Annotated in this window: 14 protein-coding genes; 9 read left to right on the forward strand and 5 right to left on the reverse strand. The window is 43.1% G+C overall.

The window, feature by feature from the left end:
* The first annotated feature begins 31 nt into the window (after window positions 1-31).
* On the forward strand, window positions 32-568 hold the full coding sequence (gene ppa / locus ACE01T_RS07015) for an inorganic diphosphatase (protein WP_005233448.1): 537 nt from the start codon (window positions 32-34) through the stop codon (window positions 566-568).
* 85 nt (window positions 569-653) lie between these two features.
* Here the strand turns inward: ppa and ACE01T_RS07020 are convergent, their stop codons facing one another.
* Window positions 654-1,976, reverse strand: a complete 1,323-nt coding sequence (locus tag ACE01T_RS07020) for an OprD family outer membrane porin (RefSeq protein ID WP_300043874.1) — start codon at window positions 1,974-1,976, stop codon at window positions 654-656.
* Window positions 1,977-3,338: 1,362 nt separating this feature from the next.
* Between ACE01T_RS07020 and ACE01T_RS07025 the strand changes: the two genes are divergently transcribed.
* Window positions 3,339-4,112, forward strand: coding sequence for a TorF family putative porin (locus ACE01T_RS07025; RefSeq protein ID WP_395519013.1), 774 nt, complete (start codon window positions 3,339-3,341; stop codon window positions 4,110-4,112).
* Between the two features lie 122 nt (window positions 4,113-4,234).
* On the opposite strand, the gene ACE01T_RS07030 is transcribed toward ACE01T_RS07025, so the two are convergent.
* The 3 genes from ACE01T_RS07030 to ACE01T_RS07040 form a co-directional block, all read right to left on the reverse strand.
* Complete coding sequence (locus ACE01T_RS07030) at window positions 4,235-4,390, reverse strand: hypothetical protein (RefSeq protein WP_300043872.1); 156 nt, start codon at window positions 4,388-4,390, stop codon at window positions 4,235-4,237.
* Between the two features lie 6 nt (window positions 4,391-4,396).
* On the reverse strand, window positions 4,397-5,884 hold the full coding sequence (locus ACE01T_RS07035) for a YifB family Mg chelatase-like AAA ATPase (protein ID WP_395519003.1): 1,488 nt from the start codon (window positions 5,882-5,884) through the stop codon (window positions 4,397-4,399).
* Between the two features lie 68 nt (window positions 5,885-5,952).
* Complete coding sequence (locus tag ACE01T_RS07040; protein WP_300043868.1) at window positions 5,953-6,180, reverse strand: accessory factor UbiK family protein; 228 nt, start codon at window positions 6,178-6,180, stop codon at window positions 5,953-5,955.
* A 279-nt stretch (window positions 6,181-6,459) separates the two neighbouring features.
* On the opposite strand from ACE01T_RS07040, the gene glnK reads away from it, so the two are divergent.
* The 7 genes from glnK (at window position 6,460) to ACE01T_RS07075 (ending at window position 12,625) form a co-directional block, all read left to right on the forward strand.
* Window positions 6,460-6,798 carry a P-II family nitrogen regulator gene (gene glnK, locus ACE01T_RS07045; RefSeq protein WP_086174160.1) on the forward strand — a complete coding sequence of 113 codons (339 nt, stop codon included), beginning with the start codon at window positions 6,460-6,462 and terminating at the stop codon, window positions 6,796-6,798.
* 58 nt (window positions 6,799-6,856) lie between these two features.
* On the forward strand, window positions 6,857-8,266 hold the full coding sequence (locus tag ACE01T_RS07050; RefSeq protein WP_300043864.1) for an ammonium transporter: 1,410 nt from the start codon (window positions 6,857-6,859) through the stop codon (window positions 8,264-8,266).
* A gap of 138 nt (window positions 8,267-8,404) precedes the next feature.
* Window positions 8,405-8,863 carry a transcriptional regulator NrdR gene (gene nrdR / locus ACE01T_RS07055; protein ID WP_086174158.1) on the forward strand — a complete coding sequence of 153 codons (459 nt, stop codon included), beginning with the start codon at window positions 8,405-8,407 and terminating at the stop codon, window positions 8,861-8,863.
* Window positions 8,864-8,887: 24 nt separating this feature from the next.
* Complete coding sequence (gene ribD, locus ACE01T_RS07060; RefSeq protein ID WP_300043858.1) at window positions 8,888-9,991, forward strand: bifunctional diaminohydroxyphosphoribosylaminopyrimidine deaminase/5-amino-6-(5-phosphoribosylamino)uracil reductase RibD; 1,104 nt, start codon at window positions 8,888-8,890, stop codon at window positions 9,989-9,991.
* Window positions 9,988-11,280, forward strand: coding sequence for a DNA adenine methylase (locus tag ACE01T_RS07065; protein ID WP_166169613.1), 1,293 nt, complete (start codon window positions 9,988-9,990; stop codon window positions 11,278-11,280). The genes ribD and ACE01T_RS07065 overlap by 4 nt, the downstream gene beginning before the upstream one ends.
* Window positions 11,281-11,307: 27 nt before the next feature.
* Entirely contained in the window at window positions 11,308-11,967 is a 660-nt protein-coding gene (locus tag ACE01T_RS07070) for a riboflavin synthase (protein ID WP_180080833.1), read from the forward strand.
* 112 nt (window positions 11,968-12,079) lie between these two features.
* Window positions 12,080-12,625, forward strand: coding sequence for a VTT domain-containing protein (locus ACE01T_RS07075; RefSeq protein ID WP_086195168.1), 546 nt, complete (start codon window positions 12,080-12,082; stop codon window positions 12,623-12,625).
* Window positions 12,626-12,748: 123 nt separating this feature from the next.
* Here the strand turns inward: ACE01T_RS07075 and blhA are convergent, their stop codons facing one another.
* Window positions 12,749-13,384 carry a cell division protein BlhA gene (blhA, locus tag ACE01T_RS07080; protein ID WP_300043854.1) on the reverse strand — a complete coding sequence of 212 codons (636 nt, stop codon included), beginning with the start codon at window positions 13,382-13,384 and terminating at the stop codon, window positions 12,749-12,751.
* Window positions 13,385-13,398 lie beyond the last annotated feature (14 nt).

The following is a 13,398-nucleotide window of genomic DNA, read 5'->3' on the forward strand; positions in this document are numbered from 1 at the left end:
AAAAAGATTTAACTTGTTAAAGAGTGATGCTATGAGCTACAGCAATATCCCAGCGGGTAAAGATGCACCAAACGACATCTATGTAATTATTGAAATTCCTGCAAATGCAGCACCAATCAAATACGAAATCGACAAAGATTCTGATGCATTATTTGTAGACCGTTTCATGGGTACTGCAATGTTCTACCCGGCAAACTATGGTTATGTGCCAAACACATTGTCACTTGATGGTGACCCACTTGACGTATTGGTTGTGACTCCACACCCAGTTGAACCAGGTTCAGTGATTCGTTGCCGTCCTGTAGGTAAATTGAACATGGAAGATGATGGTGGTGTTGATGCGAAACTGGTTGCAGTACCGCACGACAAATTAACACCGATCTATAAAGACGTTCAGGAATATACAGATCTTCCTCCATTGTTGATCAGCCAAATCGAACATTTCTTCCAGCACTACAAAGACTTAGAACCAGGTAAATGGGTTAAGTTAAGTGGTTGGGAAGGTGCTGATGTTGCTAAACAAGAAGTACTGAGCTCAATTGCAGCTTATGCAGAAGCAAATAAATAATTGCTTTTTCAATTTAAGTCTTTAAAGACTTAAATAAAAAACCTGCACATTGTGCAGGTTTTTTATGACTTGAAATTCGAGTGAATTAGAATAATTTCACAGGAATATCCAAGAAAATACGCCATTCGTTGGTATCACCAATATAGTTGCTTTGATAATCATTGCTTGCACGGTAGTAAGAATTACGTAGGCGAAGGCTAGCATCTTTAGCAAAACCGCTTTGAACGGTATACTTCACCTGGTTAAAGAATTCACGTTCTTGAGCATTGTCACTGATCATTGTTCCTTTATTATCAGTTGCTTTGATATCCCAACCGTAAACGAACGCTGATGTCCAGGTTAAACCAGGAACATTCATTGCACCAAAGTCATAAGTATATTGAATTTGCGCTGATTTTTCGTCATTACCAATAAAGTCTGACAGATAAGAGTTTGGCATGTAAATGGTTTGATGACCATCACCCACACCTCGACCTAAACCATAGTCATAACCAGTATTGCCTGAGTTTTGCTGGTAAGCCAACATGACATTATGCGGACCTTTGTTATAAGTACCAGAAACTGCCCAAATTGAGTTTTGGTAATCACCATCAGCCGGACCAATGAATGAATATAAGTTGCTATTGGCGCCACGATCCCATTCAGTATGATAGCCACTGAAGTCATAAGTGAGTGAACTGTTGTTGGCAAGACTTTGCTTAAAGTTTACATTGGCATAATGGCGTTCTAATTTATCTTTAATGTCTACACCGTAGTATGCAGTATTTAAAGCATCATTCACTTTATATTTAGCACCCCAAACCACTGCACGGTCTAGTTCATTACCATCTGAATTGATCTGGTCTGAATACTGGTTTTTAGTGAATTTACCTGCGGTTAGTTCCAGACCTTTAATTTCACGGCTAGTTGCAAGTACACCTTCAAAGTATTCAGGAACCATGCGGGCAGTATTGCTGGCCAATACCGGTAAGTCTAAAACTTGCGTACCGTATTCAACAGTTGTATTGGAAAAACGTGCTTTGACACTTGCGCCGCCACGAGCCCAATGGTCATAAGCGTCCCCATTTGGATTTTCTGCAGTCGGTGCATGCTTAGGAATCATGCCATTATTCGCATTTTTGTTTTCGCCCAGTTTAAATGAAGCATCACCTACCGCATTTACACCAAAACCTACCACACCCTGGGTGAAACCAGACTCGAGTTTGACGATAGCAGATTGTGCAGCAGAGCTTTGATCTTTCTTGCCAGGTGCTTTTTTATCACGATTGATATAACCGGTGCGGAACAATACAGAACCTTCAGCATCTTCAACAAAGCCTTTAGATTCGCTTTGTTCACTGGCATAGGCAGTTGAAATTAAGGCAGCTTGAATTAAAACTGCTAAGGTGAGTTTTTGAGCTTTTTGCATTGGGAGAGAGCCTTATACAAAATGGGAGAAGAAATTGGCAGAATTGTATACATAATGTATCGCAAAAAAAGCTTTTTTTAATACATTTTATTTAATTAAAGTTATAACCTGTTTAAATATAAATTATACTTTTTGGTTAACAAAATATTAAAAAATTATTATTTTTGTAAATTTTTTTACAAAACAATATGATATTTTAACTCTAAATAAATTCTGGGCTAATGCCGATGCCTCATTAAAAATTGATAGGGAGTTGTGGTTTTGAAAAATTCTATTTTAGCGTCCTAAATTTTGATATCAGGCCTAAACTATGGCTTTTATCAACCAGTGATATCAGCAGAAACACCTCTCTATAATGATTTAATTTTTTAAAAAGTAGCAAAATCAGCTGACTTTTGGCTGAAGTAATCAGACATTCTGGTCAAAAAATTAGGCTTACATGTCGATTTTTTTTGTTTAAGAAATATGCTTTAAAATGATCAAAAAATTGACCAAAAATTATAGATAAAGTTTTAATTATTGTTGTTCAGTTTATCATTTGGTAAAATATTAATCATTCCATAGTCGGAATAAATTCTGCTAGGTCCAGATAAAATTGTATTATTTTTTGCGCGCAATGAGTCCTGATTTATATGAGTTGAAAATATGATCTGATCATCAGCAAAAAAAGTCCATGCGATGCTTTTGTGCATAAAATGTGGGCAGTGAGATAAAAATAATGATCTTTTTTAGCTATCAGTAGGGCATAGGTACATAAAAGCTGATTCATCCTTGGTTTCGCAGTTCTTGGCCAGTCTATGTCAGGACTTTTGAATAATCGTCTGCAGATCAAGATGAAGGTTTTAAACAGAACTTTGCAGGAGCTGCTCATGCTCCCGACATTTACTGCAATGCGTGCTTAATATGTCAGTAAGTCAAACATGGCCAATATTGTTTGATTAAAACTTGAGAAGGTAGCAGCTGATTTTGATCCAGATTTTTGAGTCGGTGGATTGGGGTTTTAACTGGCCGATTTTAGTCAGAGAAGGAGTGAGATGCATAAACAAGCATACAGTGAATATTTTTTGTGCACTTTTTCTAGGCATTTTTAGCTCTACCGGAAAAAATAGTCTCAAAATAAGGCAGGTTGTAAATAAATATTTAAGCTGTATTAGCATGCACACCATCTAAAAGAGAGAAAGCTGTCAATCTTGTGAAACTCGAAAAATGACTAGGTTTTGTTTTTATTTTTAAATAATAAATTTATAAATATCAATATATTAATATATTATTGGCGATTTACTGGCTAAAAATTACTGTGTTGTTTTTTAAACTGGCATAGCAATTGCTGATATCTCTTGAATCCATAAAAATCTGTCGGGGATCTATAAAATGCTTAAAAAATTATTTGCTGTGACCACTTTAGCTACTATGTCAGGTGCTGTATTTGCTGCAGATGCTCCTGCCTTACCTTTTGGCCTGTCTTTTAGTGGTAGTGCAGCCGTCACTACAGACTATCGTTTCCGTGGTGTGACTCAAACGGAAAATGATCCAGCCGTACAAGCAGGATTCACGTTAGCTCATGCTTCAGGGTTATATTTTGGCTTGTGGGGTTCCAATGTGAATTTTGGCAGCGGCACACCTAGCCTGGAACTGGATCCATCGCTTGGCTATGCCACCACGCTTGAAGCTTTCAGCAGCAAACCGACAGTAGATGTTGGGGTGGTGTACTATAATTATCCAAGTGCCAGCGATCTGAACTGGGCAGAATTATATGGCAAATTAGGCTTCAAGAGTGTGATTGCGGAAGGTGATAGCATTTTAACCAATCTCAATTATACCAATGACTATGCCGGTGCAGATGCAGACAGCTGGAATGTGAATGTGGGTTATTCAGTTCCATTTGGTTCATCAGGTTTTGGTGGGGTTGCTGCTGTAGGCTATACCGTTGTGGATGAAGACAAATATAGCTTTTATGATGGTGATGATAATTATGTAGACTGGAAAGTGGGGGTAACGTATGGCTTTAAATCCATTTCAGGTGCCAGTGCTGAACTGGCAGCTGTAGGAACCAATACCGATACCGATGGTTTATCGGATGTCGCAGAACGTGCGGTGGATACCGGTGCAGTATTTACCCTTACCAAAACATTCTAATTGTAATTTCAAAGCATTAAAAAACCTCCAAAGCATGACTTTGGAGGTTTTTTTATAGGTCAGAATCTGATGTGCAGGCTGTTGCAGAAAATGCAGCGCGGATCAGCACAATTCATGCCGTGTTATGACGATCCAGGTAAAAAAAGGCTAGCCAAGGTATTGGCAATCAGGTATTCGCCATCATTTGAACCGGACTGACCTTTAAATGTCTGTTTAATCATTTGGCCCATCTGTATGGCATCGACAAGACTTTCAGGATGACGAATAAAGTTTCGCATCTAGTATTAACCCTGTTGTGCCCGATAGGACAACGCTTCAGTTAAATGCTGGCTTTGAATGTCAGTATGTTGGGTTAAATCGGCAATGCTTCGCGCGACACGTAATACCCGGTGGTAGGCGCGGGCAGACAAGTTTAAGCGTTGTTGGGCCATTTCCAGCATTTTTTGTGCCTGTGTATCGAGAGCTGCGAACTGTTCCAGCTGTTTGGGACTTAAAGCATGATTCAGGCATTGTTGTCGCTGGATTTGTAAATTATAGGCCTGAATTACCCGTTCCCGAACCGTGTGTGAGTTTTCAACTGGTGTAGTCGCCTGTAATTCATGGGCTTGTAAAGGCGGCACATCAATATGCAGGTCAATCCGGTCCAGAAGAGGGCCTGAAATCCGGTTTTGATAACGTTTAATCGCATCTGGGGAACATTGGCAGCGGATATCCTGATTAAAAGCATAACCACAAGGGCAGGGATTCATTGCGGCAATGAGTTGAAAGTTGGCCGGGAAGGTAATTTGCCTGGAGGCACGGGAAATCACTATTTCCTTGGATTCGAGCGGTTGTCTTAAGACTTCCAAGACCTTGCGATCAAATTCAGGCAGCTCATCTAAAAATAATACGCCCAAATGAGCCAGCGTAATTTCCCCCGGTTTGGGATGTGAACCCCCACCCACTAAAGCAATTGCGGAAGCGGTATGATGTGGCGCACGAAAAGGGCGCTGCCCAAAGGGATGTGAGCTATTGGCAACCGAATAAATACTGGCTACTTCCAGATTCTCCTGCATGTCCAGAGGGGGCAAAATACTGGCCAGCCGTGAAGCTAACAGTGTTTTCCCTGTACCGGGCGGGCCTTTAAACAATAGTGAATGTCCACCAGCGGCAGCAATTTCCAAAGCCCGTCGTGGGCGCAATTGACCTTTGATATCTGCTAAATCAAATTTGTACTGATTGATTGGATTGCTGCTAGGGGCTTGATATTGCTGAAGTGGATGTTGTCTGGATAAATGTTCACAGACATTTTTGAGATGGTGGGCAGCAAACACTTCAAAATTGGGCAGTTGCGAAGCATCTTGGGCATTTTGTTCCGGTAGAATCAGTTGATGTCCAGACTGCTGGCAGGCAATGGCAATGCTTAAAATACCGCTGATGGGACGAAGTTGACCATCCAGGGCCAGTTCACCAATAAATTCCAGCTGATCTGTCACATTTTCAGGTAGTTGGCCTGACGCGATTAAAATCCCCAAAGCAATGGGCAAATCCAGACGAGAGCCATCCTTGGGTAAGTCTGCAGGCGCTAAATTGATGGTGAGACGTTTGGTGGGGAATTGGAAACCACTATTAATAATGGCAGAACGTACTCGGTCTTTACTTTCCCGAACTGCTGCTTCAGGCAGCCCAACAATGGTTAAAGAAGGCAAACCCTGACTGACATGAACTTCCACCTCAATTAAAGGTGCATGAAGTCCAAGCAGACCTCGAGTGTAAATTTTAGCAAAAGACATTTATTATTGTTCCATTGTGGTGCGTTATTTTTAATCGTTTTTGGTCTTTTTATGCACTAAACAAGTGCTTATTTATTGTTCTTGATTTTAATTTCTAAAGCTTCAACCTGTTTAAGCAGTTCATTCAAGCGTAGGTTGGCATTATTTAATGCAGTACGTTGACGTTCAATTTCTTCTTTGGAAACCAGATCTATCTTGCTGACTGCTTCGTTCAGTAAGGCACGTAAATTATGCTCAATATCTTTTTTCGGTTGATCGAGCTGTTCCATTATGGCTTGTAATAAGGTTTCAATCATTGCAGTACCCATATAAAGATGGAGAAGTGGTGCTAGTGTAACATTGCTGCTACTTGGACCATAGTCCCACTCGACCGGATATAGCTTTATCCGATGTTTAAAATCGTTAATTTTATAGTAAAAATGTCTAGTTTCTGGAATTCAGACTACATGTAAAAGGATAAAATAGGTTATAAAGAAAACTCGTGTCAAAGTTTCTATTTCCCCCAACCTTAGAATTTTTGGCACGGAATTTGAACATAAAACCTTACTGGTGAAAGAAGCCGAAGGAAAACAAACATGAAGCTCGTAACTGCAATTGTAAAACCCTTTAAATTGGATGATGTGCGTGAAGCACTCTCTGACATTGGTGTTCAAGGGATCACCGTAACTGAAGTCAAAGGCTTTGGTCGTCAAAAAGGTCATACTGAACTTTACCGTGGTGCAGAATATGTTGTTGATTTTTTGCCTAAAGTGAAAATTGAAATCGCGATTAGCGATGAAATGGTTGATTCAGTCATTGAATCGATTACCCGTGTAGCAAGCACAGGAAAAATTGGTGACGGTAAAATTTTCGTTACTAATTTAGAACAAGTCATCCGTATCCGTACCGGTGAAACAGGTGCAGATGCTGTTTAATTTGGCATGAAGTTTGCTGAGTAGCTAATAACTCACAAAACTAGGTTGGGGGATACGAATGAAAAAAATGCTTATTGCGCTGAGTTTATCTGGCGCACTTTTAGGTGGTTCTGTTGCATGGGCTGAAGAAGCACTAACAGCAGCATCCACTCCTGCTGAAAATGTCGCAGCGACTGAAACAGCTGCCTCGTCTTTAACAACAAATTCTGAATTAGCTGCGGCACCTGATCCAGCTGAACAAACAGCAGCACCTGTCGAAGAAGAACCAAAATTAGATACAGGTGACACCTCATGGATTTTAGTGTCTACAGCACTGGTTCTATTGATGACCATTCCCGGACTTGCATTATTTTACGGCGGTATGGTTCGTAAGAAAAACGTACTTGGTACCATGGCACATAGCTTTGTTGCAGCAGCCATTGTCAGTATTACCTGGGTGGTGATTGGTTATAGCCTGGCCTTTGGCAGTGGCAATGCTTTCATTGGTAACCTGGATAAAATCATGCTATCCGGCATTACCACAGATGCCTTAACTGGAACGATTCCGGAAGTTTTGTTTGTGATTTTCCAAATGACTTTTGCCATCATTACTGTAGCTATTATTACCGGTTCGATTGCAGAACGTATGAAATTTGGAGCTTTCGTTGCATTCATTACACTTTGGAGTGTGATTGTGTACGCGCCAATTACTCACTGGGTATGGGGTGGCGGCTGGTTAGCCAATGATGGCGCGCTTGACTTTGCCGGTGGTACGGTGGTTCATATTAACTCTGGTGTTGCAGGTCTGGTTGCTGCATACATGCTCGGTAAACGTATGGGCTTGGGCCGTGAATCAATGGCTCCCCATAACCTGACTTTAACCGTGGTGGGCGCAAGCTTGGTATGGGTAGGCTGGTTCGGTTTCAATGGTGGTTCTGCACTCGGTGCCAACGGTTCAGCCAGTTATGCACTTATTGCTACACAAGTTGCTGCTGCCGCTGCTGCAATCTCGTGGTTAATTACTGAAAAAGTGATTCGTGGTAAAGCTTCGGTATTGGGTGGTGCATCTGGTGCAGTTGCTGGCCTGGTGGTCATTACACCGGCAGCAGGTTTCGTGACTGTAGGCGGTGCGTTAGCTATGGGCTTGATCGGTGGTGTGGTGTGTTTCTGGGGTATTACTGCACTTAAACGTGCACTGAAAGCGGATGACTCTTTGGATGCCTTTGGTCTGCATGGTGTGGGTGGTATTGTCGGTGCAATTCTGACTGCAGTATTTGCCAGTGAATTTATTATGGGTGATAAAGTACCGACAGACATGATGCATCAATTATGGGTGCAACTTGAAGGTGTACTGGCAACCATTGCTTACTCTGCAGTATTGACCTTTATCATTCTGAAAGTGATTGATCTGGTCATTGGTATCCGTGTTGCGAGTGATGACGAACGTATGGGTCTGGACCTGAGTCAACATGGCGAACGTGTAGAATAATATAAAAACCAATAATCAATATATTGTGTAAAACAGCCCGTCAGGGCTGTTTTTTTTCCATATCTTGCGTAAGTCTCTACAAAGGGCAGAATTTTTGCTACACTCTGAATCCGATTTGATTTGTTCAATTAAACCGCTATGCACTGTCCATTTTGCAACGCTGCAGATAGTAAAGTGATCGATTCGCGTTTGGCTGCCGAAGGTTGCCAGATTCGTCGACGTCGTGAATGTATCAGCTGCGGAGAACGTTTTACCACCTTTGAAACCTATGAAGTGGTGATGCCCCGGGTGATTAAATCTGATGGCAAGAGTGAACCGTTTGACGAAGCAAAAATGCGTCGTTCCCTGATGCATGCTTTGCAAAAAAGGCCGGTGACCCAGGAACAGATTGAAACCGTACTCAGTGATATCCAGTTGCAGATTCGCCGTTTAGGTGAGCGCGATGTAAAATCACGCACCATTGGCGAAATTGTCATGCAGGCTTTATTTGCCTTAGACCATGTCGCTTACGTCCGTTTTGCCTCGGTGTATCAAGACTTCCAGGATGTCGAAGCCTTTCGTCGTCAAATTGAACAAATGCAACAGCGCGAACACTAAGATTTATTTTCCAAGAGCCATGCAATGTCCGAGTTAAAACAAGATTCTATTCAGCCAGATCAGCTCTGGATGCAACGTGCAATCGAATTGGCACGACTTGGACAATATTCAACCAAACCCAATCCCAATGTCGGCTGTGTCATCGTTAAAGATGGTCAATTGGTCGGTGAGGGCTTTCATCCGAAGGCCGGGCAACCGCATGCAGAAGTATTTGCCATGCGTCAGGCCGGTGAGCAAGCCAAAGGCGCAACAGCTTATGTCACTTTGGAGCCGTGTGCGCATTATGGCCGTACACCGCCGTGTGCCAAAGGTCTGGTCGAAGCTGGAATTGCAAAAGTGATTGTGGCCTGTCCGGACCCGAATCCCTTAGTGGCGGGTAAAGGCGTGCAGATTTTAAAAGAGGCAGGTATTGACGTCAGTGTTGGTATTTGCGAACAAGAAGCAGAAAAACTCAATCTGGGTTTTTTAAAAACCATGGCCACTGGCATGCCTTATGTGCGTTTAAAAGTCGCTTCCAGCCTGGATGGTCGAACTGCCATGGCATCGGGTGAATCGAAATGGATTACCGGAAGCGAGGCCCGTCAGGATGTACAGCACTGGCGTGCCATTTCCGGTGTGGTGATTACTGGCATTGAAACGGTACTTGCCGATGACTGCCAGCTGAATGTGCGTCAGCTGAATGGCATTGCCGATATCAGTACGATTGTGCAGCCCAAACGTCTGGTACTGGACCGTCAGGGGCGTTTACCTCTGACTGCAAAAATACTGCAGCAGCCCGAAACGTTCATGGTGATGGGACCGTTTCGTCAGGAACTGGCCGATTTGGGCGTGCTACAATTGCCAGTACAGCCTTTAAAAGAGCTGCTACAGACCTTATCTACCCAACATCAGATTTATGATGTGCTGGTGGAAGCAGGGGCAACATTATCCACGGCCTTTTTACAGGCACAGCTGGTGGATGAAATGATCAGCTATGTTGCACCGACCTTTTTAGGTCAAACCGCTCGTGCGATGTTTAATGCGGAATTCGACCGTATGGCAGAGCAACTTCGATTTAAGCTCATCGACCTGGTTCAAGTCGGGAATGATGTGCGCTTAAGGTTAATCCCTTCTCAAGAGACAGTATGAATTCAGAGTCTTCGGTTTATCATAAACGTCGTCATTCAGCACGTACTACAGATGAATACCTTTTCAACCAGCTTGTTCCGTATTTAGGCAATAAGCGCCGGTTACTGCATCTGATTTTGGAAGCGCTTGAGAGTACGGGAACCTTAAATAATCACAATGGTCGTGCGCCAATTTTTGCTGACTTTTTCGCTGGTTCCGGCGTGGTTTCGCGTCTGGCGCGACAAAATGGCTATCGGGTCATTGCCAATGACTGGGAACCCTACAGCCATGCGTTAAATAGCGCGATTTTGTCCTGTGTCGAAGCACCAGCATTTAAAGAGTTGGGCGGCTATCAAAAAGCGATTGATTATCTGAACCGTTTGCCGGAAGTCAAAGGCTGGGTGACGCATAACCTGTGCCCGCGTAATGACGAAATCTATGATCCGACTCGCGACCGTCTGTTCTTCAAACGTCGTAACGGGATGCGTATTGATGCCATCCGTCAGCAGATTGCCACTTGGCAGGCACAAGGTGCGATTGATGATGTAGAAATGTCGGCTTTGCTGGCACCCTTGCTGTATTCGGCCAGTTTCGTCAGTAATACTTCTGGGGTATTTAAAAGTTTCCACCATGGCTGGGGCGGTAAAACCCAAACGGCTCTGGAACGGATTGAATCCTTACTCTGGCTGACCCCAAGCCGTTTCTGTGAAATTGGTGACCCGAAAAAGCCGGCCGCGGAAATGTGGTGTGTTGATGCCCAGCATCTGGCCAATCAGATGAGTCATTTTGAAGTCGATATCGCTTATCTGGATCCACCGTATAACCAGCATGCCTATAGCAGTAACTATCATGTATTGAATGCCTTGACGCTGTGGGATCAGGTAGATTTGCCGAGTCCAGACACCAAAGGCTTTAAAAGCGGGATTGACCGGGCATGGCGTAAAGAACGTCCGAGCCAGTACAATTCTTCCAAGCATGCCAAAGAAGCCTATGAAAAATTATTGGCAACCATTAATGCACGTTATATTCTGACCAGCTATTCGACTGATGGTAATATTGAAGCGGGCGATTTGTTGCAGGCTAACTTGAAGCGTGGTCGCGTCACCTTGCTGACCCAAGATGTACCGCGTTATCGTGTCAGCAAGCAGCGCCAGTCAGAGCGCGCACGTGTGCTTGAATTTATTGTCATCACCGATACCCATGCCAAATCGGGTCCGCCATTACGCCAACTCTTGGGTCAGCTGTATCATTTTGCTGAACTTGGCGGTGTGGATACGACCGGTGTAAGTACGCAACTGGCATTGTGGTAAAACAAGGACAGAATTAGAGAAAAAGTTATGTTTACAGGCATTATTGAAAGTCTAGGTAAAGTAGAAAGCTTGCAAAATGTGGGTGGTGATGTGCGTCTGCGTATTGGCACCGACCTCGACATGTCTGATGTGCATTTGGGCGATTCGATTGCCACCAACGGGATCTGCCTGACTGTGATTGAATGGGGCGAAAACTGGTATGCCGCTGACGTTTCACGTGAAAGTCTGAATCGAACTACTTTAGGTACATGGAAAGTGGGGCAGCCGGTTAATGTGGAAAAAGCCATGTTGCCGACCACCCGTTTTGGCGGACATATCGTCAGTGGTCATGTCGATGCGGTCGGTGAAATCACGCTGGTACGTGAAGATGCGCGTTCCATTTATTATGAGGTCACGGCTCCGGCGGAAATTGCCAAATATCTGGCAGAAAAAGGCTCGGTCACGGTAGATGGCATTAGTCTGACCATTAACCACCTGCGTGGCAATATTATCAGCCTGAACCTGATTCCGCATACGGCAGAACGAACCAATATTGGCACCTGGAAAACCGGCGCCAAAGTGAATCTGGAAGTTGATGTTTTAGCGCGTTATATCGAGCGTTTAATGCTGGGGGATAAAGCTGCTGAAGTCAAAGAGCAATCCAAATTAAGCATGGCATTTTTAGCAGAAAATGGCTTCTTGAAGTAAAACATCTTAGAATAGAAAACAGTCTGATTGAAAAGTCAGGCTGTTTTTTTTGTTTTTAGTTTTTATTTTTAATAAGTTATGAAAATAATGTGGTTAAAGTGAGTAGCTGAAGATGCTTGATTTTTTAATGCATATTGAACAATGGTTGCCTACTTTGCTGGATCAGTATGGTCTGTGGATCTATGCCATTTTATTTCTGATTATCTTTGCAGAAACTGGTTCCGTATTTATGTTCTTCTTGCCGGGAGACAGCCTGCTGATTGCGATTGGTGCCCTCTGCTCAACCACAGATGTGATCCATTTAAATACCATGGGACTGTTGCTGTTTAGTGCTGCGGTACTGGGTTATATTGTCAATTATTATACTGGGCAGATTTTGGGGTTTAAGTTTTTCCATGAACATTCACGTTACTTAAAACCGGCCTATATCGTAAAAACCAACCATTATTTTACCAAGCATGGTGGTAAAACCATTTTGATGGCTCGCTTTGTTCCATTTGTACGTTCATTTGCTCCCTTTGCTGCAGGGGCAGGGCATATGAATCTCTTGAGTTTTATGCTGTATAACGTGGCCGGTGGTTTAATCTGGATTGCGGTATTATTGAGTATAGGCTACGGTGCAGGGAATATACTGGGTTTAGCGGTGGACCTGTTTTAATTTTGAATACTTTGAATTTCAGCCTCATTCCATATGCTGAAGTCAAAAAAAAGTCCACGGAAATAGACTTTTTTTGTCATGACAACAATATTTAAAAAATACCTGAAGTCGCCATGCTGAAACTCAAGTGCCAGGTTTTTCCGAAGATAAATTAGAGTTCTTTAAAATATAGTCAATTTCTTCCTGACTGGCCTGATGCAACTTGGCGCGAAATACAGTCACCGCTTGCTCAATCAGCGTTTCAGCTTCCAATTCCAGACGTAAACGTAGGCTTTCTAGCTCCGATAATATTTCATGGTCAGCAATCGAGAACATGCCCTTGGCAAAATTCAAGGCCGGGCCCGCAGGGTTCTTGTGATAACGTGCAGTATAGGTTTGCGTTTCGTGCTCTATATTTTGACGTATAAAAGCCAAGGTATGAACCTGCTCGGCAAATTGTCTTTCTTCGTCTAGCTGTAATGCCCGTGCATAAGCTGCCTGTTCGGCACGCTTATTTTCCAGCGACTGTTCTAGGGCACGTTGCTTGTGCAAGCGCGCTTCTTCAATCAGCTGGGCCTTACGTTCGGCATAGGCATGTTCAATCTTTTCATAAGATTGCTGCTGGGCTTCTTTGTCTTTTTCTAGCCACTTCTGAATATTGGTTTCAGGTTTGAGGACATTGCAGACGCGGTGTAGGTCATCAATAAATGCCTGACGAACAGCCTCAGGTACGTTTAACCAGCGCTGTTTAAAATCTTGACCGACATTTAATGCCACCACATCTCTCCTTATTT

Source organism: Acinetobacter uliginosus (assembly GCF_044130295.1).
Classification (GTDB): Bacteria; Pseudomonadota; Gammaproteobacteria; order Pseudomonadales; family Moraxellaceae; genus Acinetobacter.